This is a genomic window from Prosthecobacter gellanilyticus (genome assembly GCF_007992435.1).
Lineage (GTDB): Bacteria > Verrucomicrobiota > Verrucomicrobiia > Verrucomicrobiales > Verrucomicrobiaceae > Prosthecobacter > Prosthecobacter gellanilyticus.
The window spans coordinates 1-23,407 of the sequence record NZ_BKAG01000038.1 but is presented as its reverse complement, the minus strand read 5'-3'; the positions used below and the strand labels follow the sequence as shown (position 1 = coordinate 23,407).

Genomic DNA, 23,407 nt, shown 5'->3' with positions numbered 1-23,407 from the left:
CCTAACCTCATGCGTCACCTCTCCAGCCTCTGCACTCTTCTGCTCGCCGTGTCCCTGCATGCGGCTGACCTGCCCCTGCCCATCACGGTGAACCTCGCGGGTGAGCCTGGAGACTATACGGTGGAGCGCTGGAAGCAGGACTGGCCGGGCTGCGAATTTGAGGACGGGGTGAAGGAAGGTCATGTGCAGCTCAAGGCACGTGAAGATGGCCAGAAGTGGCTGCGCGTGAACTACGCGGTCGGCCAGATCGGGCCGGAGCAGGGTGGTGCGGGCTGGCGCTGGCCGATTGGGAAACATCGCGCGGCGGAGCTGAGCTACACGCTGCGGTTTAACCAAGATTTTGACTTTGTGAAGGGTGGCAAGCTGCCGGGCCTGTGCGGTGGACCGGAGAATGTGAGTGGTGGCCGGCCTGCGGATGGTGCGAATGGTTTCTCCGCACGTCTGATGTGGCGGCGGGATGGTCGTGGTGAGGCCTATGTGTATCACAAGAACCAGCCGGAGAAGTATGGGGAGAGTTTTTCATTTCCCGAGGACTTCCGGTTTCCGACCGGCAAGCCGATTGGCGTGCGGCTGGCGGTGGTGATGAACACGGGCGGTCAGCGCGATGGCATTCTGCGAGTGTGGATCACGCTGCCGGGCCAGGGTGAGAGACAGGTGGTGGAGCGCAAGGACATGGAGTGGCGCAGCGCGGAGACCTTTAATGTGGACAGTTTGTATTTTGAAACCTTCCACGGTGGCAATGACAGCACCTGGGCGCCGACGAAGCCGTGTTATACGGAGTTTTCGGATTTCAAGGTGGTGAAGGCGAAGAGCCAGTAGGCCGAAGAACCTGGATTTTTTTAACCGCAGATAACGCAGAGGGCACAGATGGTTTCAGACGCAGGCAATGCGGTCTGTTTGTGACTGGTGGGTGATCGAAGCCCGATGCGAAGTCGGCCATCCGATGGCGATTGGAAGCCTCTTTCGTCCCTTCCGGGACTCGGGATCAACCCAGGGTGCGGACGTGCGGTTTCCCCGGGTTGAAACCCGGGGCTATTTCCTTTCGCCTCTCCGAGGCTGGAGACCGCTGGCAGGGCATGACGAATCAATGTGTTTTTCCAGGCCCGGAGAGGTTCTGGCCTGTTTTTGGAACCAGGGGGTCCATGCTTGTCATGTGGGGCGCGGACCCGCACACTTGGGACCATGCCTGAGACGGCCAGCCCCCCAAGCCCGCTCCCCTATACCGACACGAAACCTGTCGGCGCGGCGGATTTTTACACGGCGGTGAATGCGACGTTCCGGTTCATCGAGAAGGAGTTCGGGAATGAGGGGTTGAAGCGCTATTGGACGGAACTTGGGCGTGGCTACTACGCACCTGTGACCCAGCGCTGGCGCGAGGGCGGGCTTCCGGCGGTGGCGGCGCATTGGAAGGCTTTCTTTGCGGCGGAGCCAGAGGCTGAAGTCGTGGTCACGGAACATGCGAATGAGGTGGTGCTGGAGGTGTGGAGGTGTCCGGCTATTCGATATCTGCGCGAGCATGGGCGCGAGATCCTGCCGTGCTTCTGCCAGCATTGTTCATTTGTGAGTTCGGCCATGGGCGAAGGTGCGGGTGTGGAGACGCGCATTCGTGGTGGCAATGGCTCGTGCGAGCAGCGCTTTGCGAAGACGGGCCACTTTGATCAACCTCAGCGTCTGGAGGACATCGCCACAGCATCATGATCGGCATCTACGATTTCTGCGGGCACTACGAATGGACCTTTCAATGGCTGCAAGAACGTGGCGGCCATGGGCTAGTGCGGCGCTACTGGCATGAGGCGATCCATGAGGATGCGCAGATCCATGCGAACGAGCTGATCATCGGCAAGGGCTTTGCCGGCATGGAGGAATACTGGGACCACACGCTGGGTGAGGAAGGCGGTGTCTGGGATGTGACGGCGCGCGAGGATGCCTTCCGCATCGACATGCATCACTGCCCTTCGAAAGGCTTTTTGATTCACAATGGTCTGCAGCAGTATCCGGACTACTGTGACCACTGCCTGGGCTGGATCGGGCCGCTGATGAAGAAGGCGGGCTTTGTGGTGAATCATGAGCACAACCACTGCGGCCAGTGCTGGTGGGAGATGAAGCGCGTGGACGATCTCTCGCCCGCGAGCGTTCCTGGAGAACTCTCCGGCGAGGCAGATGTGCGCTTGCATCCGGACTGGCAAACCGCTGATACTCATCTCGACTCTTATGAACGCGCGACTGATCCTGACGACAAGCTGCCTCCTGCTGCTGGCAGCGGGCACTAGCCAAGCTGCTGGATGGGAAAAGCTGCCTCCGCTGCCCGAGCCGGTCGGCGGGAGTGTGGTAGAATCCCACCAAGGGCGTGTGATCATCGCTGGCGGGACTAACTGGAAGGATGGCACGAAGCGCTGGCTGGACAAGGTGCGCGCGCTTGATCCTGCGACGATGAAGTGGGAGACGTGGAAAGATCTGGACAGGCCGGTGGCCTACACGGTGTCAGGTGTTCAGAATGAGCCGACGAAGGAATCCGCGCTTGTCTTCGGTGGAGGCATCAATGCTGAAGGCATGCAGCCGAGCGTGCGAACTTTGAAGGATGGAAAGTTCACCGCACGCCAAGTGGAAATGCCCGCGAATGCGGTGCTGTGCGCGGGTGGTGTGCATGGCAGGACGATGGTTTTTTCGGGGGGTGCTCCTGACACCATGCAGATCGCGAAGGCTGGGACGGATACTTGGTCGGTGGATCTGGAGACGATGGCGGTGACGACGCTGGCTCCACATCCGGGGAAGCCTTTTGTGACCTCGGGCCACTGCATGGATCTGTTTGGGCGGCTGTATGTTTTCGGTGGCGGCACCTGGGATGAGAAGGCGCAGACGGTGGTCAATCTGGATGAGGCGCATGCCTTTGATGCGCGGAAGAATGAGTGGAAGAAGCTGCGCCCTCTGCCCTATGCGGCACGTGGGATGACCGCGGTGGCGCTGTATCAAGAGAAGCCGGAGGGTGGATCCATCGTGAAGCCGTTTGTTTATCTGGCCGGAGGTTATAAGAGTGACGCGGAAGGTTTCACGAACGCGGCCTGGCTCTACGACACGAGCAAAGATCGTTACCGGCCTGCGCCACCCCTGCCGTATAAGGCCATGGTGGCGTTGGTGGTGCATGAGGGGTTTGTTTATTGCCTCGGGGGAGAAGACAAGAAGCAGTCTCGGACGGATGCTTTTTTCAGGATCAAGGTGGAGGAGTTGATGCCGGAGTGAGGGGGTGGGGTTGATCCGTGGATCTCACCACCTGTCGTGTGCATGAGACGCGCTTCCAGCGCTTTTCGGTGGGGCGTTTTGGCGAGTCCCTGGGGTTGAAACCCCAGGCTTTGATGAGACGCGCACGTTGGCGCTTGGCGGTCTATCGTTCATTCAGTCGCCGCGCCTTGCCCTCGAGGGACGGTGATTTGATTCGAAAGCGCCGAGAGCTTGATCGCCCTCATTGAAGGCATACTTACGCCTGCCTCTACGGGAGGTGCGATGCTCGACTTCGCGGGCTCATTCGCCGACACGATCCGAGGAGTCGAGCATCGGCCTTTCAGGCCTTCACATCGCGGGATCATCATGGTTCCATTTGTCCCCAGGGCGTTGCCCTGGGCTGAGGAGTGCCGCCTCTTCGAGGCTCCGATCAGTTTGCTTATCGCCGCAGGCTCATGAGATGTTTTCACCATCCAGGCTGGAAAGTGGGCGGTTCTCTGCCTGTATAGGCCACGATGCCCTCCCCTGCCCCTGCTGACTCCGCCGATCTTAACCAGCTGCATTCCCTTCCCGGGAGGAACAAGCTCTCCCTGGTGCTGGTGCTGGCGGTCTCCGCGCTGAATGCCTTTAACGACAACATCCTGAAGATGATGCTGGTGGGGCTGGCGCCGAAGGTGGCCGCCGGGGCGCTGGGACAGGACATCGGCGCGTGGCTGGGGGCGATGATCCTTCTGCCCTTTGTGATCTTTGCGCCGGTGGCGGGATGGTTTTCCGACCGCTACTCCAAGCGCAGCGTGCTGGTGGTGATGCTCATCGCCCAGGCGATCATTCTGCTGATGGCCGGGGCCTGCTTTGAGGCGGCGTGGGGGACCACGAGCATCCTGCTGGCGCTGGGCACCTTCTTTCTGCTGGCGACTCAGGCGACATTTTTCAGCCCGGCGAAGATGGGCATCCTGAAGGAACTGGCGGGGTCACGAAGGCTGGGATCAGTCTCCGGCTGGCTGCAGATGGTGGCGATGGTCGGGATTCTTGCGGGACTTGGCATCGGCGGGGTGTGGTTTGATGTGCACTTTGAGCAGTCCGGCGATCCATGGAACGCGGCAGCGACACCGATCTGGATTCTCTTTGGTGTGGGCGTGCTGGCGATGATTGGTGGATTTTTCATCCAGGAGACGCCGAGGCATCCGGGGCTGCCTTTTCGCAAGGAGCTGTGGTGGGAGCATTTCAAGAACCTGCGCGAGTGCCTCTCCGACCTGCCAATGCGCCGGGCCTTTGTGGGGAATTCGACCTACTGGTTCGTGGCCAGCATGGTGGCGGCCATGTTTGTGGACATCGGCATGGTGCTGCATCCGGACTCCGCTGCGGGCGGTGCGGCCAGCGCCTCCTCTCACATGACGCTGATGGTGGGCCTGGGCACGGTGGCCGGCAGCATCTTTGTGGCCTGGATCAACCGGCGCGGCATCCAGCTCGGCGTGATCCCTCTCGGGGCGCTGGGGCTGGCGCTGGCGCTGCTGTGGTCAGGGCTGGAGCCGGTGCAGAGCAAGGCCTTTGAATGGGCGCTGCTGGGCGTGGGATTCCTCGGTGGCTGCTACATGGTGCCGATCCAGACCTTCATCCAGGACCGTGCGCATCCAGAGAAGCGCGGCATGGTGCTGTCCTCCATGAACTTGCTGGACAGCATCGCGGGCGTGCTGGGCGTGCTGGTGCTGGTGGGGCTGAAGATGCTGGGCCTGGGCTTCCGCGGGCAGTTCTGGGTGCTGGGTGTGCTCATGCTGATCGCGGCGGTGTACACGGTGAGGCTTTTGCCACACTATTTGTTGCGCTTCATCGCGCTGGCCATCGTCCGATCGATGTACAAGGTGCGCGGTGTGAACCACCCGAACATCCCTGAAAAGGGCGGTGTGCTGATGCTCTCCAACCATGTGAGCTACATGGATGCCTTCATCATCGGTGCGGCGAGCCAGAGGCCGGTGCACTTTGTGATGTGGGACCAGCTCTACAATATTCGTTATGTCACGTGGTTCCTGAAGATCGTGGGCACGGTGCCCATCTCCGCCACGCGGGCGAAGGACGCGATCCGCGCCGTGGGCGCGGCTTTGAAGGAAGGCCGCGTGGTGTGTCTCTTCCCGGAAGGGCAGATCACGCGCCACGGCATGTTCAATGACCTGCGCAAAGGCTTTGAGCTGATGGCACGCCAGGGAGATGCGGTGGTGCTGCCGGTGTATCTGGAGGGGCTTTACGGCTCTGTGTTTTCCCATGAAGGCGGGAACTGTTTCAAGAAGCTGCCGAAAACGGTGCGCTACCCTGTGCATGTGCATTTCGGCAAGCCGCTGAGCGCCCGTGAGGCGACCACCACGGCCGTGCACCACCAGTGGCTGGACATGCGCCACAAGGCGATCACGGCGCGTGCCGAGCGCACCTCGCTGACGCATGCATCCGCGATTGCCACGGCAAATGCCGTTAGGCTGGTGGAGGCGGAGTGGGCACAGCCGGGAGACACGCTGCTTTGTCTGGCACCGAAAGACAGTGCCATCCACCAGACGCTGGAGGCGTATGTGCAGCTCAAGCCGAAGATCCAGCTTAGCGTGGACGTGGCCAACTGCCCGGAGCCGCGTGTTGTCGTGGGCCGAGTGGAAGATTTCAGGGCAGGGATTCCCAGCGGAAGGCTCATCATGTGCTGGGATGATGTGCAGGCAGGACTTGTTCCTGGCACTCTACGCGGGATTCTGGACAACTCCACGGGCGAGCTGCTGACGATGAGCGTGCCGGATCCTCAGATGCCTGAGGGTGATGAAGGTGCCCAGCTTGGCAACGATCCGGAATCCTTTGGCAGGCCTCTGTCCGGCGCCATGAACGCTGCGGGTCTCATCGCGCTGATGGAGCGGCATCAACTGGAGATCATGGAGATTGGTTTCTTGAAGCCGAAGACGCCTCCCCCAGCAGCCTCCGAACCTCCTGCTGCATGATTTCGCGCGCGGTCATCACGCTTCTGATGCTGGCAGGTTCGTCCTGCCTCAGCGCGCAGACGACGCCGGTGGCCTTGATGGACATTCCGTTAGACCTGAGCGTGCCAGCGGTCACGCATGGACCGCCCTCAGCGGGAAAACGGGTGCCGCTGACGTCCATGGGCTGGGAATGCACGGCGGTGCATCATCTGCTGTATCTACCGACGGATTGGCAGGCCGGGAAGAAGCTGCCGGTCTTCATCGAGTATGCGGGGAATCCGTATGATCATGGTTCCGGCAATGCGGGGGATGGCAGCGTGGAGAGCTGTGTGATGGGGTATGGCATCAGCGCGGGCAAGGGCATGATCTGGGCGAGCCTGCCTTTTATTGAAGAGTCGGGCGGAGAGGTGCAGAACGCTGCGCGATGGTGGGGTGATGTGGAGATGACGCGCGACTACTGCGTGGAGACGGTGCGGGATATCTGCGCGCGCTATGGCGGTGATTCGAGGAGGGTTTTCATCGGTGGATTTTCGCGCGGGGCCATCGCCGCGAATCTCATCGGGCTGCATGATGATGAGATCGCGGCGCTGTGGTGCGGGTTTATCTGTCACAGTCACTACGATGGCTCGCGTCGGTGGCCGCGGGATGGAGGGCGTGAGGCGGTGCTGGAGAGACTGAGAAGACTGGGGAGCCGGCCGCAGTGGATCAGCCATGAGATCGAACCCATGGAGACGAAGCGCTGGCTGGGGGTCACGGGCATCACGGGAGACTGGACGTTTGTCTCGCTGCCGTTTCCAGAACATAGCGGGGCGTGGGTGCTGAGGGATCTGCCGGAGAGGAAGAGGCTGCGGGAGTGGGTGGCGAAGGTGATGGAGTGATGTGCGAATGGGCGCGGCACTTGTCACTTTAGCTGTGCTGTAGGTGTCTGACTGAAGGCTGGCGATGAAGTCGCGGCAGCGTCTTGGAGTGCTCCAGTCCTCTGGAGCTCTTGAAGTCCAATGGAGACACGTCGCACGTGCCATCTTCGAGGTCCGAAGGGAGTCATTTTGTCATTTGGCATGCGCCGATCACTCACTTCGTCGGAAAGCGCCAGAGGACTGGCGCAGTCCAGGACGCTTTGCGCCTTCAACGCTCATTTTGGTTTTGCGTATCTGACTCGAAGTTCGCTATAACAGCGCTTTCACATGCCACTCCTCATCGATCGTAAAACGCAGCCGCAGTATGATGTCATTGTCGTGGGGTCGGGGGCTGGGGGCGGGATGGCGGCGCTGATCCTGGCGCTGCATGGGGTGAAGGTGCTGATGGTGGAGGCGGGGCGGAACTATGAACCGGCGACGGAGACGGCGATGTTTAACACGCCGGAGATGGCGCCGCTGCGCGGGGAGAAGAACCCGGACAAGCCTTTCGGCTTCTACGATGCGAACATCGGCGGATGGCAGGTGCCGGGGGAACCCTACACGAACAAGGAGGGCACGGAGGGAGCGTTTTGGTGGTGGCGTGCGCGCATGCTGGGCGGGCGCACGAATCACTGGGGACGCATCTCGCTGCGCTTCGGGGAATTTGATTTCAAACCGAAGTCGCGAGACGGGCTCGGAGTGGACTGGCCGATCAACTATGAGGACATCGCGCCATGGTATGATCGTGTGGAGCAGCTGATCGGCGTGTATGGGGAGAATGATGGCATTGCGAATGCACCGAACTCCTCACCGGGGGTGCTTTTGCCGCCGCCGAAACCGAGGCTGGGTGAGCTGATGGCGAAGAAGTCCGGGAAGAAGACGGGCGTGCCGATTGTGGCGGCGCATCGTGCGGTGCTGAGCCAGCCGCTGGACTGGAAGAATCTGCCGAAGCAGCTTTTCCCGAACAACCCGAAGGCGCAGGAAATCATCGGCAAAGACATGATGATGCGCGCGCCGTGCTTCTGGGCCACGGACTGCCTGCGCGGGTGTAGCATCCGTGCGAATTTTCAAAGCACGACGGTGCTGATCCCTGCGGCGCTGGCAACGGGGAACCTGGACATCATCACAGATGCGATGGTGCGCGAGATCGTGATGAAGGATGGCAAGGCGGTGGGTGTGCACTACATCGACAAAAAGACGCGGCGTGATGCGGTGGTGAAGGCGCGCGTGGTCATCGTGGCAGCGAGCGCCTGTGAGACGGCGCGCATTCTGCTGAACTCGAAGTCCAAGGACAGCGCCGGCCTGGCGAACAGCAGCGGCGAGGTGGGCAAGAACCTCATGGACAGTGTGGGCACCCGGCTGGGCGCCCACATTCCCGCGCTGGAAGATGCGCCCGTGCTGAATGAAGACGGCGCAGGGGGACTGCACGTCTATTCGCCATGGTGGCTGGTGAAGGATCACGCAAAGCTGGGCTTTGCGCGCGGCTACCACATCGAGATGGGTGGCGGACGGAAGATGCCCTCCGCCAACGGCTTCTCCTATCTGAACCAGACCAGCCCGGGTGTGTATGGCAGCAAGCTGAAGGAAGAGGCGCGGCGCTACTATGGATCGAACTTCAGTTTCAGCGGACGTGGCGAGATGGTGCCGAACAAGGATTGCTACCTCGAACTTGATCCGAAGGTGGTGGACCAGTGGGGCATTCCGGTGCTGCGCTTTCACTGGAAGTGGAGCGATCACGAGATCAAGCAGGCGGAACACATGCAGCAGACCTTTGCCGAACTGCTGGAAGGCATGGGCGGCAAGGCGAAGCCGCAGAGCGGGCGCGACGCCATTCAGCGTCCGGGTGAGATCATCCATGAGGTGGGCTGCGCGCGCATGGGATCCAGCGCGAAGGACTCCGTGACGAACCAATATTGCCAAACGTGGGATGTGAAGAATCTCTTCCTCATGGACGGCGCGGTGATGCCGAGCAATCCGGACAAGAACCCGACGCTGACGATTCTGGCCCTGGCGTGGAGATCCTGTGAATGGCTGATGGGGGAGATGAAGGCGGGGAGTGTATGAGCTCAATCGACATCACTCTCTTCCTGGTCATCATTGCCCTCCTCTTCTGCGCGATGTCCTTCACTCGTTCACCTGTAACAAGTCAGGCGAAATGCGCCTTCCGCGTTTCGGAAGTAGTCGATTTTGAAACTCCTGAAAGTGATTCATTCCCTGCATCAGAATATGCAAACGCGGAGAGAATCTTCGTCAAGAAAACGAGCATTATCACTGACGTGGATGTGAAGCAATTCTCTCCCCAAATGAACGAGGATGATCAATGGATCGTTCTCCTCATACTAACAGAGGATGGAACAGAAAAGTTCCGTCAGGCAACGAGTTGTCTTATTGGCAAACAGCTGGCGATCATCTTGAATGGCCGCCTAGTCAGCGCTCCTGTTCTGCGCGCACCCATCGAAGACGGCAATATCATTATCTCAGGAAACTTGGACAAATACGAGTTGATGACGATGACCTCGCATTTCGAAAGGCAGGGAAAGTAGAGGCTCAGCTTTCTCTTTTTCTCCTCATGGAGTAAAGCCATGCCAGCACCAGAAACGTGAGGCTGCCGGGTTCGGGGACGACGCTCATCAGAGTGAAGTCGAAGTCGTCGAAGAAGTTTTTGAAGCCGTCGACGTCGGTGGCGGTCCACTCGATCTGGGTGACGTTGTCGGTATTGAAACCGAGGAGTTGATCGGTGAACACGGTGGTGTCTGTGCCGAGGGTGCCCGTGATGTCACTGTAGGCGCGTGCGGCGAGGCTGACGCTGTTGGCCTGGGTATCGAGCACGAGATTGATCTGGGACCAGCCGGTGGCGCCGAGATTCAGCGCGGTGACCTGCCAGGTGGAAGAGCCGCCGATGCGGTATTGGAGGAAGTTGTCGCCCGTGTAACCGATATCCACCAGGATCTGGTCCATGGAGTCACGGAAGCTGAGGCCGACGGTGTTGACGCCGATAGCAATGTCATCATCCGCATCTGTGGGGCAGGTCCAGAAGCTAGCCTCGATGCGCATGTCGCTCGTGGTGGCTGGATTGATGCCATCAAAGTCACGCGAATCCAAGCTGTAGGAGTAGCGGAGGTTCTCGTCATAGGCCAGGAGGTTCAGCACCTGGGAGCCGGTGCGGGCGCTGCCGTAGTTGTAACCGGCGATGTAGTCCCGCTGAAACGGCCCGCCGAGGTAGTAGGGCGCGCCTTGGTCTTCATTGAGCCGGCCACCAGACAGAGCTCTCCAGAGACCGGTGTTGTCCTGGATGTCCGTGCCGTTTCCGCCAGGCCCTCCACCGCCGCCGCCATACTGGCCGGCATTGTAGCGGGAGACGTCCAACCCGTGGGTGGCGTCACCGAGGGTGCTGGGATAGGCCCCAGGTGCGACGATGCCGGTCAGACCGTTAGTGGGGTTGTTTCCCAAGTAGAACTGCGCATCCCCGGCAAAATTCAGAGAGAGGATGTTTCCAGAACTAGGCACACGGTATCCATCGTTCTCCTCAAAACTACCGAGATAGCCCCACGCAAAATGAGCCCCTGAGAAAATCAGGAAAATCATGAATTTGGGGAAGTTGCGACCTCGATGGCTCCGCATCTTCACATATTTTATTATTTTTGTAATGATAATCAACTTGTATTAAAATTATCATTCCCACGCAAGTTGCCTAACCCTAGAAATTATCCTGCGATTTTGCACCTTTCTCGAGATGCGTTGTCTTTGAGAGGTGATGACTTGATGCCGTGAGCAGGCCCACCGGTTGATTTCCCTTCAAGTCGCTGACTTTGTGGCAGTTGAGGAAGACCTGGCTCGGCAATCGAGCCTTCCGGCGGGAGCCTGCAAGAATCGACAGACCTTCCCACGAAAGGGCAGCCAGCCTCAGACGACGAGGCAGCCATGATGAATCACCCTCCGATGACTAAATGACTAAAGCGCTGAAGACGAGTCCACTATGAATCAATCAGGGCGTATCCTGAGACAAAAATCTGACATTTGAAGCAAGGAGGCTTGACCTTTCGCCACCCCCTTTTAAAAAAAGCGCCGATTTTAAACCTGCCTTTCGTCCTCCGGGGCGGAATGGGGTTTAGATCACCCTACCAACCACCCAAATTAGACTACCCAACCATGCTGAAAAAGACACTGGCCGCGCTGGCCCTCGCCTCCTGCACCCTCGCTCACGCTGGCACCCCTGCCCCTGCCGTTCCTCCGACCGTCGAGCCTGATGACATCTCCTACAGCAACGTGTCCGTCTCCTGGCTGCGCCAGTGGGCCAACGTGGACGGCTTCAGTGACCTCGACGTGGACAGCAACGGCGTCGCGGCTGCTCTGGAATACTCCCCGGTGAATCACCTCTACCTGGCTCTCGGCGGTTCCTGGAGCGATGCGGAACTCAGCGGCCCTGGCGGCAGCGTGAACGCTGACTACTGGACTCTCAACGGCGGCGTGGGTGGCTACATCCCCCTGGCACACAACGTGCATTTCGTCACGGAAGTCGGCGCTCACTACGCAGATCTGGACCTCGGTGGTTTCGGCAACCTGGACGACTGGGGTGTCTACGTGACTCCGCATGTCCGCGCCAAGTTCGGTGCCTTTGAAGTTCACGGTGGCGTGACCTACAACAGCAACGACGTGGCTCCCACAGAGTGGAGCGCCTTCGCCCGCGCTCTGTATGAAGTCTGCCCCAAAGTGGACCTCTTCGTGACCGGCACCTTCGGTCTGGGCAGCAACGACGTGCTGGAAGACGTGTTCGGCCTGAACGTCGGCGTCCGCTTCAAGTTCTAATCATCCAGGTTGGTTCACACGAACCTAATCAACTCTGCGCCCGCAGCCTTCACCGGTTGCGGGTGTTTTGTTTTTGCTCTTCACGCCTTCTGGTAAAGCCGCGTGGCATCTGCTGCGGCGAGCTCAATGAGATAGCTGGCGAACTTCTGAGTGAGGCGTTCGAAATACTGCGCGCCTCTCTCCGCCGTGGAGTGCTGCGGATCACCGGAGCCGGTGTCATTCGTGGCCTGGGTCCACGGACGCTGGGACCAGGCCCATTTCTCCCGCATGGCTTTGAGGATGGGCAGGTTGTCCTTGCCCTCGCCCCAGTCACTTTTCGGCAAAACGAGGTCGGGGTGCAGATGCAGCAGCAGGCTGGTCTCACGCTCGTCCGCGTGATCGCCGAGGATGGTGAAGATGTCCTTCCCGGCATCCATGTGGAACCAGTTCACGACGCTGAGATGAATCTTGGGGTGGCGCGCCTGCAGCTCACGCAGCATCTGGCGGAAGTCATTGCCACCGTGGCCATTGAAGACCACGAACTTCGGCACGCCCACGCCTTCCAGGCATGAGATGGTGTCCTCCAGCACCGCCATCTGCGTGCTCGGGTTCATGTTGATGCAGAAGGGGATATCGAGCTGGCCTGTCTGCACGCCAAACGGCATGTTTGGCAGGATGGCCACCTTCGCGCCAGCCTCCCAGGCGATGCGTCCGGCCTCGGCCGTCATGGCCTCATTTTGCAGGCTGTCCGTGGCATAGGGTAAATGCCAGTTATGCGCCTCGGTGGCACCCCAGGGGAGCACGGCCACCTCATAGCGCGTGGCCTTCACATGCTTCCAGTTCGTCTCGGCGATCATCCAGGGGCGGGGTGAGTTCATGGGATAGAAAGTAAGTTGTTGTCGAAATACAGCACTCGCGGTGTGCTCTTGCCAAGCATCTTCATTGACGCGGCCTCGTTCACACGATGAAAATGCCTTCATCATGCGCTTCGCGGCTCTCCTCTGCCTTTTCCCTCTGCTCACCCACGCGGCTGGCAGCTACTTCACGGTGGAGTATCCGCCTTCTGAAAAGCCCGGCGAACTGATCTACGGCGTGACCTACACGGTGTGGCTGCCTGAGGAGGTGAAGCAGGTGCGCGGAGTCATCGTGCATCAGCATGGCTGTGGTGAGGGTGCCTGCAAAGGTGGGGCGACGGCGGCCTATGATCTGCACTGGCAGGCCCTGGCGAAGAAGCACAACTGCGCGCTGCTGGGCCCCTCCTACCATCAGCCCGAGGGCAAAGACTGCCGCATGTGGTGTGATCCACGCAACGGCTCTGAAAAGACCTTCCTCCGCAGCCTGGATGATCTGGCCACCAAGTCCGGCCACCCGGAACTGGCGAAAGCGCCCTGGTGCCTGTGGGGTCACAGCGGTGGCGGTTTCTGGTCCAGCATTCTGCAAACCCGGCACCCGGAGCGCATCGTGGGCATCTGGTTCCGCTCCGGCACCGCTTTTGCCACCTGGGAGAAGGGCGAGATCCCGAAGCCTGAACTGCCTGAGGCCATGTATGCCATCCCCATGATGTGCAATCCCGGTGCCAAGGAGAATGGTGACAAGCGCTTCAACGGCGCCTGGACCGGCAGCCTGGCCATGTTTCATGCTTATCGGGCCAAGGGCGCGCCCATCGGCTTCGCTCCAGATCCGCTGACCAGCCATCAGTGCGGGGACTCACGCTACCTGGCCATTCCCTTCTTCGATGCCTGCCTGCGCCTCCGGCTTCCTGAAACGGGCACGCAGCTGAGGATGGTGGATGTTTCCCAAGGCTGGCTGGCACCGCTGCTCGGGGAGAGTGCCCAAAGCGCGGCTGATTTTAAGAGCAAGCCGGAGGAATCTGTCTGGCTACCGGACGAAAAAGTCGCCCAGAGCTGGAGCCAGTATGTGAAGACCGGCTCCACGCAGGACAGCACCCCGCCGCCTGCCCCTACAAAGATTGTAACAGTCCGCACCGAAAATGGCTATTCAGTATCATGGGATGCCGAGGCCGACTTCGAAAGCGGGATTCAACAGTTCATCATCATGCGCGATGGGCGCGAGGTGGGCCGGGTCCCTGCGAAGCCCGTGGGCAAGTTTGGCCGTCCGCTCTTCCAGTCGATGTCGTATCACGACACGCCGGAAGCCCCGCTGCCTGAGATGAAATTCCTCGACCCGAACGCGCCAGAAAAGGCCACCTACACCGTTACCGCCGTGAACAGCGCCGGCCTAACTTCCGCACCTATCCAGTAAACACACTGCCCTATCCATTACCCACACGGCCCGTTTAGCCACCTGTCCAACAATTGTCTAAGCGCTTGATTTTCTGACACTCGCCCCGAGTGTGCGCGCCCCCTAGACCCTACCCTGCCCTTGCCCACTGATGAAATTTGCCATCTTCGGAGACATTCACGCCAATCTGGAAGCCCTCCAGACAGTGCTGTGGGATGCCCATGAGCAGGGGTGTGGAAACTATGTCTGCCTCGGTGACATCGTCGGTTATGCCGCGAATCCGGCCGAGTGCCTGGAAACCGTGCGCCAGATGGGCTGCCCGGTGGTCCGTGGGAATCATGACGAAGGCGCCGCCAGCGAATCCCAGCTGGAGGAGCTGAATCCCCTGGCCCAGGCCGCCCTCCTCTGGACCCGTGACCAGCTCAGCGAGGAGCAGCGCCAGTGGCTGCGTGATCTGAAGCTCGTCCGCCAGGTGCGTGACTTCACCATCGTCCACGCCACGCTGGATTCCCCCGGAAGCTGGGGCTACGTGACCAACCGCTTTGATGCGATGGCCAGCTTCAGCTACCAGTTCACTCAGGTCTGCTTCTACGGTCACACGCATGTCCCGCGCATCTTTGAAAAGGACGACTCCGTGCGCGCTGCGCGCGGCACTGAGGTCCAGCTCCAGCGCGGTGTGAAGTATTTCGTCAATGTCGGCAGCGTGGGCCAGCCCCGTGATGGCGACTGGCGCGCCGCCTATGCCATCTATGATGTGCAGGCGCAGACCATCTCCATCCGTCGCCTCGAATATGACATCCAGACCGCGCAGGACAAGATCCGCGCCGCTGGCCTCCCCTCCCTGCTCGCGGACCGCCTCGCTCTCGGCAAGTGACCCATGACTGACACCGCGTTGCCCAACCTCGCGGATTTTCGATCAGTCCTGATCGTCAAACCCAGCTCGCTGGGAGACATCGTGCACACGCTGCCTGCCGTGCATGCCATCAAGCATGCGCACCCGCATCTGCGCATCCGCTGGGTGGCGAACACCGAGTGGACTCCTCTTCTCCAAGGCGCCCCGTGGCTCGATGAAGTCATCGCCTTTCCCCGCAAGAGCTTCCGTGGCCTCACCGCCATCTTCAAAGCCGCGCGCTGGGCCCGTGCCACCCTGCCCGGCCAAACCCAGCCCGAGCTTGTGCTCGACTTCCAGGGCCTCCTCCGCAGCGCCGTGCTCTCCCGTGCCAGCCGCGCACGTCCCATTCTCGGCCTCTCGGATTCCCGCGAAGGTGCCCGGCTCATGCATGACCACGTGATCCCGGTGGATGCATCCGCACATGCCGTCGACCGCTACCTCACCCTGCCCCGCGCACTTGGCCTAACCATTGATGCTGATCACCTGAGCTTCCCTCTCGCTCCTGGCACTCTTCCTTCTGACTGGCCGCAGCGTGACGACCTCATTGTCCTCCATCCATGGTCACGCGGAGCTGGGAAGTCCCTCTCGCCCGAAGCCTTGCAGACCCTTTGTGATGCCCTCGCACCGCATCCCGTGGTGCTTGTCGGCATGAGTGATGACAAATCCCGCCCCACCGGTGCGCACATCACGGATTTCAGCCATCGCACCTCTTTGGCCGAGCTCATCGCCTGCCTGCGTCATGCACGCTGGGTCATCAGTGTGGACAGCGGCCCCATGCACATCGCCGCTGCCATAAATGACAATACGTTAGGCCTCCACACCTGGAGCAACCCGCGAAAAGTCGGCCCCTACAATCCGAAAGCCTGGGTCTGGAAGGCAGGTCGCATTTCTCATCGCCAGGATTTCACCGACCAGGAAGTCCTCACCGAGTCCGAACTCACCCCCGAAGCCGCCAGGCAGATTGGCGGATGGGTGCTGGGCAGGCTTTGATGCGAGCGATGCTGGGTTAGCACGACCTCCCAGGGCTGCCTGGAAGTCTAACCACATTTACCCAGCCTTAACAAATCTCCGGGTCAGGCATCATCATTCCTTCACATGGCCACATCAGGTTAGGCGCTGAAAAAGGGAAAATAACTTCCCAAAACATTCAGCACCTCCCAAGCCATGAAACCTACCACCGGACCTCACCATCTCATCCTGCTGCTCACCGCAGTAGCCGGGATCACCTTCGGTCAGACCACCGACAGCCCGCCGCCACCCCCAGGGCAGCAGCCACCCGCTGGTGCTCCAAAACCACCCGTGGCAGGGCAGCAACCTCCTGCTGGGCAGCAGCCTCCTGCCGGGCAACAACCTCCTGCCGGGCAACAACCTCCTGCCGGGCAACAACCTCCCGCCGGCCAACAACCTCCCGCCGGCCAACAACCTCCTGCGGGCCAGCAACCTCCTGCCGGTGCGCCGAAACCACCGACCGCTGGTCAGCCGCCCCAAGGAGGACCTCCTCCCATGCGCAATTCTCAGCGCCGCCGGCCTCCGCATCAGATGATGGCACGCCACAGTGGCCCGCCACGCGCCGCCGATCCGCTTCCGGGTTTGAGCAATGCTGATCTCGTGGCTTTTGCGGATGGTCGGCTGGAGTTCAACAACCGCGAAGATGCCGCCGGAGGTCTCGGCCCCATCTTTAACCGCAACTCCTGCGCGGCCTGCCATGTGCAGGGTGGCATCGGCGGAGCCGGCACCATCAACGTCACGCGCTTTGGCCGAACAACGAATGATATCTTTGACCCGCTCGCCTCGCTCGGCGGCTCGCTGCTGCAGAACATGTCCATCCACCCTGCCGCGCGTGAGGTCGTGCCTCGCGAGGCGAATGTGATTGTGCGGCGCCAGACCACCGCGCTGTTTGGCCTCGGCCTCATCGAAGCGATTCCGGATGAGACCATCCTCGCGGGGGAAGTCGCTGGCAAACCTGACGGCGTGCTCGGCCGTGCCGCCATCATCACGGACGTGACCACGGGTGATGAGCGTGTCGGACGCTTCGGCTGGAAGGCCCAGCAGGCCACGCTGCTTGCCTTCTCTGCAGATGCTTATGTCAATGAGATGGGCATCACCAGCCGCTTCTTCCCCACGGAGAATGCGCCGAATGGCAAGGCGGATGTGCTGGCCACGCATGACCGCGTGAATGATCCCGAGGACACCATCGATCCCGTGACCGGCAAGGCGGACATCGACCACAGCGCGGACTTCATGCGCCTGCTGGCACCGCTGCCACCACGTGCCTTGACGGCGAATGCCACGGCTGGCCAGGCGCTCTTCACCTCCACCGGCTGCGCGGTGTGCCACACACCCAGCATGACCACGGGAGTGAACGTCATCGCCGCGCTCAGCGAAAAGGAAGTGGCTCTGTATTCCGACCTGCTGCTGCATGACATGGGCCGTCTCGGTGACGGCATCGTGCAGGCAGACGCAGGTGCTCGTGAAATGAAAACCGCTCCGCTCTGGGGCGTGCGTGTCAGCGCACCCTATCTGCATGATGGTCGTGCTCCCTCGATCGATGCAGCCGTCCGCGCCCATGATGGCGAGGGCCTCGCCTCACGCACCCGCTACACCCAGCTCACCGCGGCGGAGCGGCAGCAGTTGATCGAGTTCATCAATTCCTTGTGAGTGCACAAGGTGTGTTAACGCATAAGTTGGTACCATAGGCTGGCGCAGCCCTCGAAAGGGGGCTGCGCTTTCTGTTGCTCAATCATCGGTGCCCTCTGCGTGATCTGCGGTTAAAATTCAGTGCTTCCCGACTTGTCTTGCACCGCCCAAGTCCGCCCTGTAAATCCTGCCCATGCTGCAAACCGCCGCGCTTGTCCTCTTCCTCCTCGCCCTGCTCGTCACAGGCGTGCTCGGCACGGAAACACGCCTGCTGTTTTTCTGGCCTGGAGCCATCCTGCTCGGCATCGCAGGCTTGTTCGCGACTCTGCGCTGGCGTCTTCGCATCCTCTTTCCACCGAGTGATGTCTGCCTCGCCACCACGCTGGCCTTTGCCGCCTACATGATCGGTCGCGCCGTGTGCTCTCCCGTCAGTGCCTATGCGCGCGAAGACGCCATCATCCTGCTCGGCTGTCTCGTCACCTACATCCTCACCGTCACCGCGGCCAGTCATCCGCGCTGGCGCATGGCTTGGCTCGCCGTGCTGCTGCTGCTCGTCATGGGAAACCTCGCTGTGGGTTCCATTCATCTCTCGGGAAACTGGGGCTTCCATGTCGTGCCGCACTTCCTGCGGCCTGCGGAGCCCGGGCGCATCGGCGGCTTCTTTGCCAATGCCAACCACCTCGCTGCCTTTCTTTCCGTGGCGCTCTTCCTCTCCGCCGGCTGGCTCTGCTTTGGTCGTGGCGGCTCAGTGCTCAAGCTCTGGCTGGCCTTCTGCTGCGTGGCCATGGCCGTGGGCATGTCTCTCACGGTCAGCCGTGGCGCCCTCTTCGGACTTGTGGCGGGCAGTTTTGTCTTTGCCATGCTCGCCCTGTGGATGATCTGGCAGACCCAGCGCCACATGTTCTGGAGCCTGCTCGGTGGCGGCATTGTGATGAGCCTTCTCTGCGGTGCAGTGCTGTGGAAGGTGAATGAGGAATACCTCCGCGGACGAACTGAACGCCTCGCCATGACCAGTGACATCCGCCTGGGCATCTGGGAGTCCGCCATCCGCCAGAATGCGGAGCATCCGCTCACCGGAGCCGGGGCGCGCATGTTTTATGATGGCGGCACGCGCCTGCGCTCTGACAAGCTTCCGCAATGGGCTCCTGAGCCGCTCTTTGCGCATAACGAGCACTTTCAACTGCTCGCCGACTACGGCTGGATCGGTGTCGGCATGCTGCTGCTGCTGGTCCTCGCTCACATCCTGAACGGCTGTCGCTACCTGCGCTGGTTTGTGCGTGAGCGCTTCCTCAACAGCGGACGGGTCTTGAGCATGAACCTCGCGCTCTGCCTCGGCGCGCTAGCCGCGATCGCAGCCACCCTGGTGCATGCGCTGTTTGAGTTTCACTACCACGTGCCCGCCACCGCGCTCACGGGCGCCTTGCTGCTGGGTGTACTGGCGAATCCTGGCTTTGAGCAGATGCAGCGTCCGCTCCTCCGCCTGCCTGGAGTGCGCGTGCTGACCAAGATCACCCTCGGCATCGCCTCGATCGCCCTTCTCGCCGGTGCCTGGTGCTATGGCCGTGGCGACATGGCGCTCACCCAGGCTCAGCTCGCTGAGGCGCGCAAAGACGCCCCTGCTCGCAAAGCCCATCTCGATGACGCTGTGCGTCTCGACCCCACCAATGGCGAGGTCTTTTACCAGCGCGGCCTCGCTGTGCTCGACACCCTCACCGACAAGGATCGCGCCCCAGACAGCCCCGCGCTGAAACAAGTCATCGACGACCTCGAGCACGCCATCTCGCTCAATCCGTATAACCACTTATACGACCTCGCCCTAGCGGATGCCTATGATGCCGTCGGCCGTTATGATGATGCGCTCGCCGCCATCCATGAGTCCATCAAGCTCGCCCCGCATCATGAGGAGCCGCGTGTGGCCCTAGGCATTCACTGGCATCGTCTGGGTGACTGGGAGAAGGCCGAAGCCGCCTACCTCTGGGCTCGCGACTCCTGGGCCATGAACCAGGGAGACACGGCCAACTGGCTGAGCAGCTACCGCCTCATGCTGGAGCACGCCGCCCTGATGCGCGCGCAGCCTCCGGCCCGCTGATGTCGATTTGGTGCCTGAACTTTCATTTATTTTCCAGGCACGAAATCGACAATTAGTTGATTTGGTGCCTGGAAAAGGGCGTCACTTTCAGGCACCAAATTGACATCATGTCGATTTCGTGCCAAAAGTATGGCCAGTTTTTCAGGCACCAAATCGACATTTCATATCATGGACGGTTATATTGGCCGCAGCGCGGAGCGTGAGGAGTTCAGGAGGCTTCTTCAAAAGAGAACCGCCTCTCTCGTGACATGCCAGGGCCGCCGGCGCATCGGCAAGAGCCGCTTCATCACCGAATGCGCGCAGGAGGCGGACTATTTCCTCAGCTTCATGGGCCTGCCTCCGCGTGAGGACATCAACCGCCAGGCCCAGCTGGATGCCTTTGCGGATCAGCTCGCGAAACAGACCAAGGCTCCCAAGGTCCACCTCGATGGCTGGCCCACCGCCTTCCAGCTCCTGGCCAGCCAGATCCCGGCCAGCGGCACCGTCGTGATCCTGCTGGATGAAATCTCCTGGATGGCCATTGGTGATGCGGACTTCCCCGGACATCTCAAGACTGCCTGGGACACTCTTTTTTCCAAACGCCAGCGGCTGGTCGTGGTGCTCTGCGGCTCTGTGTCATCCTGGATCGAGCAAAACATCCTCAACAACACCGGCTTCGTCGGCCGCTGCTCCTGGCAGTTCCGCCTGGGCCCGCTCACGCTTCCTGATTGCGTGCAGTTCTGGGGCAGGCGCGGATCACGCATCAGCCCGGTGGAAAAGCTCCGCCTCCTGGCCGTCACCGGCGGCGTGCCGCGCTACCTTGAGGAGATCAATCCCGCGCGCACTGCCGAACAAAATATTGCGGATCTCTGCTTTCATCCTTCCGGGATGCTCTTCAACGAGTTCGACAGCATCTTCCACGATATTTTCACCCGCCGTGCCGAGACCTATCGCGAGATCGTGCGCACCCTGGTGGACGGCTCCCACAGCGTGGACCAGATCAGCGAGGAACTCGAGCGTGCCCGTGGTGGCAGCCTCAGCGGATCGCTCAGCGAACTCGAGCAAGCAGGCTTCATCACCCGCGACATTCCTTTTGATCCTGAGACCGGCCAGAGCCGCCCGCGTGATGCGCGCTACCGTCTCTCGGACAACTACCTGCGCTTCTACCTGAAATATGTGGATCCCGTGAAATCACGCATCGCGAAGGGTTTGCTCAAAAACACCGCGCTGGAGAAGCTGCCGGGTTGGGACAGCATCCTCGGCCTTCAGCTCGAGAACCTCGTCCATGCGAACCTGGACATCCTGCTCTCCCACATCGGTCTGGACAAGAAGCTCGTGCTCAACGCCGGCCCTTACCATCAGAAGCAGACCCTTCGCCGCAAAGGCTGCCAGATTGACCTGCTCATCCGCACCCGCCGCTGCCTCTATGTCTTCGAGATCAAGATGCGCCCTCAGATCGGAGCTGCTGTCGTCGACGAGGTGAATGAAAAGATCACCCGCCTCAAGCTCCCCCAAGGCCACTCCGTCCGCACCGGTCTCATCTACACCGGCGAGCTCGCCTCAGGCATCGAAGAACGTGATGAGTTCGACTTCCTGGTGCCCATGGAAGGCCTGATGAGGAAGGCGTGAGGCAGCCGATGTCGATTTCGTGCCTGAAAAATCCCCGAAACTTCAGGCACCAAATCGACATTTGGTTGATTTGGTGCCTGGAATTATGCACGATGTTCAGGCACGAAATCGACAAAGTGGAACAGGTTTTCAATCTGTTTCCTGTTCGCAGCGTTGCAGGTGTTGGCGCGCAGACAGGTTGCAAACCTGTCCCACTTTCATTACTCCACCGGCACCGGCTCTGACTGCAGATGCTGCAAGGTGTCTTTGATGCTCTTACCCACCAGCCCCGCGAAGCTGATCTTTTTGCCCTTCACCTCGGCGGGAATGTCAAAGGTCACCTCGATCACACCCGTGCCGCTGGCCATGACCTCCTTGCGCTCGATGCGCGCTCCGCTGCCGTCCTTGATGGTGATTTGAATCGGCTTCTCGCCGAGATCTTCCGGCAGGTTGTGCTTGAGCTTCACGATGGCTTTCTGACCATGAGTGACAGACTCAGGATGCTCGAGTGAAATCAGCGCGGCAGGCTTCTTCGGAGCAGCGGCCTTCTTCATCTCCGCCTTGTTAGCCTTGCGATCCTTGCGACTCACCTGCTGCTTCTCCAAATTTGAAATATAGCTCTCACGAAACGCCGCATCCTCACGCTTGCGAAACACCTCCAGCAGCGGATCACCCGTGCGCACCATCCAGTCTTCCAGCGCCTTTTCCAGCGCCGCCACCTGCGCGGCATTCTCCGGCTTCGCGATGAGGTTCGTCAGCGCATCCGGATCATAGCGCACCTCATAAGCCTCCTCCGGCACACGATGATCAAAGAGATCGATGCGACCGGCGATCTGTTCGTTAGATTTCGCCAGGACACGCATCTGGCGGCAGGTGGAGGTGCCGTTCGTGGCGCCGGTCATGATACGCTTTCCGTTCGACCACGGGCTGAAGATATACAGCCAGTCCTTCGTCTGCACCGCGCGCATGGGTGTGTTCTGGCCGCCGGAGTTTTCATTGTGCTCCTTGAAGACCATCGTGCGCTCAGGCTGCTTCTCGCCGCGCAGCACGCCCGCAAAGGAAGAGCCGTCAAACCCGCCTGGCTGCTTGATCTGCAACATGTCGAGGATCGTCGGCAGCAGATCCACCGTGGAGATCATGTGCTCATCATCCACAGCGCCCGCCTTCGTCACGCCGGGCCAGCGGATCATGAGTGGTGTGCGTGAGCTGTGATGATAAAGCTGTGTCTTCGCAAAGGGCAGCGGCATGCCATGATCCGAAAGGAAGACGATGATGGTGTTCTCATCCTGGCCGGAAGCTTTCAAGGCGGCGAGGATCTCACCCACCGAATCATCCGCACGCCGCACGCTGGAGTAGTAGTGCGAGAGCTCTTTGCGCACGATCGGATCATCCGGCAGAAAGCCCGGCACCGGCACCTCTTCCGGCGTGAAAACACGCGACGGCACATTGTCATCCGGGATGGTCTTGCCTCCTTTGCCCTCAGCATAGAAGGGCTTGTGCGGATCCGCGATGTTCAGCAGCAGGCAGAAAGGCTTGCCGGCCTTCTTCGCGGCTTCAATGCCCGTCGTCGCGGCCTTGCCCCAGGAGGGTGGGTTCTTCGCATTGTCCTTCCGCTCGTCACCCAGCACGATGTCCCACGGAAACGGTGAATAAGGTGTGGAGTGGCTGACCTTGTGACGAATGCCCGTGAACCATCCGGCGTCCTTCACGATCTCTCCCAGCACGGGATATTTCTTCTCCTCCCTCGGGATGGGGACAAAGCCCTCGATCCCGTTGTTATGCGGATACTTCCCCGACCACATCACATTGCGCGAGGGCATGCAGTTTCCCACCACCACATGCGCTTGATTGAACCGCAGGCTCTGCGCCGCCAGCTTGTCCATGTTCGGCGTCGTGTCCTTCAGCTTGCAGCCATACACACCCACGGAATCACAGCTCATGTCATCTGCGGTGATGATGAGCAGGTTCGGCTGCGCCCCGGAGAGCACCGAGCAGCACAGCGAGAGTAAGGCACAGGAGAAGAGACGGATCATGGCCGCGCTGTAACGACGCAAACGTCCGATGATTTCAAGAGATGCAAAATGCTGAAGTCTCCAGCGCCGCCGGAGCGCGGACTTCA

At 60.6% G+C, this 23,407-nt stretch carries 18 protein-coding genes; 15 read left to right on the top strand and 3 right to left on the bottom strand.

Annotation, left to right across the window (positions count from 1 at the left end; translation table 11 throughout):
• Nucleotides 1-9 precede the first annotated feature (9 nt).
• From BGE01nite_RS20835 to BGE01nite_RS20800, 8 genes are all read left to right on the top strand, one after another.
• Complete coding sequence (locus BGE01nite_RS20835) at nt 10-819, top strand: polysaccharide lyase (RefSeq protein WP_146853285.1); 810 nt, start codon at nt 10-12, stop codon at nt 817-819.
• Nucleotides 820-1,182: 363 nt separating this feature from the next.
• Complete coding sequence (locus BGE01nite_RS20830) at nt 1,183-1,698, top strand: hypothetical protein (RefSeq protein WP_146853283.1); 516 nt, start codon at nt 1,183-1,185, stop codon at nt 1,696-1,698.
• Nucleotides 1,695-2,270: a hypothetical protein gene (locus tag BGE01nite_RS20825; protein ID WP_146853281.1), complete on the top strand. Its 576-nt coding sequence runs from the start codon at nt 1,695-1,697 to the stop codon at nt 2,268-2,270. Before BGE01nite_RS20830 ends, BGE01nite_RS20825 begins: the two co-directional genes overlap by 4 nt.
• The gene (locus BGE01nite_RS20820; RefSeq protein ID WP_170266945.1) at nt 2,212-3,237 is read left to right on the top strand and encodes a Kelch repeat-containing protein; all 1,026 of its coding nucleotides are present in this window, start codon (nt 2,212-2,214) and stop codon (nt 3,235-3,237) included. Before BGE01nite_RS20825 ends, BGE01nite_RS20820 begins: the two co-directional genes overlap by 59 nt.
• Before the next feature lie 494 nt (nt 3,238-3,731).
• Complete coding sequence (locus BGE01nite_RS20815; protein WP_146853278.1) at nt 3,732-6,182, top strand: MFS transporter; 2,451 nt, start codon at nt 3,732-3,734, stop codon at nt 6,180-6,182.
• Nucleotides 6,179-7,039 (top strand): hypothetical protein, encoded by an 861-nt coding sequence (locus BGE01nite_RS20810; protein ID WP_146853276.1) that lies wholly within the window; start codon nt 6,179-6,181, stop codon nt 7,037-7,039. The genes BGE01nite_RS20815 and BGE01nite_RS20810 overlap by 4 nt, the downstream gene beginning before the upstream one ends.
• Before the next feature lie 306 nt (nt 7,040-7,345).
• The gene (locus BGE01nite_RS20805) at nt 7,346-9,121 is read left to right on the top strand and encodes a GMC family oxidoreductase (RefSeq protein WP_146853274.1); all 1,776 of its coding nucleotides are present in this window, start codon (nt 7,346-7,348) and stop codon (nt 9,119-9,121) included.
• Entirely contained in the window at nt 9,118-9,600 is a 483-nt protein-coding gene (locus tag BGE01nite_RS20800; RefSeq protein WP_146853272.1) for a SecDF P1 head subdomain-containing protein, read from the top strand. Before BGE01nite_RS20805 ends, BGE01nite_RS20800 begins: the two co-directional genes overlap by 4 nt.
• Nucleotides 9,601-9,604: 4 nt before the next feature.
• Here BGE01nite_RS20800 and BGE01nite_RS20795 read toward each other — a convergent pair whose 3' ends face one another.
• Complete coding sequence (locus BGE01nite_RS20795) at nt 9,605-10,642, bottom strand: hypothetical protein (protein ID WP_146853270.1); 1,038 nt, start codon at nt 10,640-10,642, stop codon at nt 9,605-9,607.
• 564 nt (nt 10,643-11,206) lie between these two features.
• Here BGE01nite_RS20795 and BGE01nite_RS20790 point away from each other — a divergent pair.
• Nucleotides 11,207-11,863 carry a hypothetical protein gene (locus BGE01nite_RS20790; RefSeq protein ID WP_146853268.1) on the top strand — a complete coding sequence of 219 codons (657 nt, stop codon included), beginning with the start codon at nt 11,207-11,209 and terminating at the stop codon, nt 11,861-11,863.
• Nucleotides 11,864-11,943: 80 nt separating this feature from the next.
• Here BGE01nite_RS20790 and BGE01nite_RS20785 read toward each other — a convergent pair whose 3' ends face one another.
• Nucleotides 11,944-12,720 (bottom strand): creatininase family protein, encoded by a 777-nt coding sequence (locus tag BGE01nite_RS20785; protein ID WP_146853266.1) that lies wholly within the window; start codon nt 12,718-12,720, stop codon nt 11,944-11,946.
• Between the two features lie 103 nt (nt 12,721-12,823).
• On the opposite strand from BGE01nite_RS20785, the gene BGE01nite_RS20780 reads away from it, so the two are divergent.
• The 6 genes from BGE01nite_RS20780 (at nt 12,824) to BGE01nite_RS20755 (ending at nt 21,309) form a co-directional block, all read left to right on the top strand.
• The gene (locus BGE01nite_RS20780) at nt 12,824-14,104 is read left to right on the top strand and encodes an alpha/beta hydrolase family protein (protein WP_146853264.1); all 1,281 of its coding nucleotides are present in this window, start codon (nt 12,824-12,826) and stop codon (nt 14,102-14,104) included.
• A 130-nt stretch (nt 14,105-14,234) separates the two neighbouring features.
• Entirely contained in the window at nt 14,235-14,957 is a 723-nt protein-coding gene (locus tag BGE01nite_RS20775) for a metallophosphoesterase family protein (protein ID WP_146853262.1), read from the top strand.
• 3 nt (nt 14,958-14,960) lie between these two features.
• Entirely contained in the window at nt 14,961-15,965 is a 1,005-nt protein-coding gene (locus BGE01nite_RS20770) for a glycosyltransferase family 9 protein (RefSeq protein ID WP_146853260.1), read from the top strand.
• 174 nt (nt 15,966-16,139) lie between these two features.
• Entirely contained in the window at nt 16,140-17,633 is a 1,494-nt protein-coding gene (locus BGE01nite_RS20765) for a di-heme oxidoredictase family protein (RefSeq protein ID WP_146853258.1), read from the top strand.
• A 172-nt stretch (nt 17,634-17,805) separates the two neighbouring features.
• Nucleotides 17,806-19,701 (top strand): O-antigen ligase family protein, encoded by a 1,896-nt coding sequence (locus BGE01nite_RS20760; RefSeq protein ID WP_146853256.1) that lies wholly within the window; start codon nt 17,806-17,808, stop codon nt 19,699-19,701.
• Nucleotides 19,702-19,869: 168 nt separating this feature from the next.
• Complete coding sequence (locus BGE01nite_RS20755) at nt 19,870-21,309, top strand: AAA family ATPase (protein WP_146853254.1); 1,440 nt, start codon at nt 19,870-19,872, stop codon at nt 21,307-21,309.
• Between the two features lie 200 nt (nt 21,310-21,509).
• Here the strand turns inward: BGE01nite_RS20755 and BGE01nite_RS20750 are convergent.
• A partial coding sequence (locus BGE01nite_RS20750; protein ID WP_218033055.1) for a sulfatase family protein occupies nt 21,510-23,407 on the bottom strand: 1,898 nt, incomplete at its 5' end.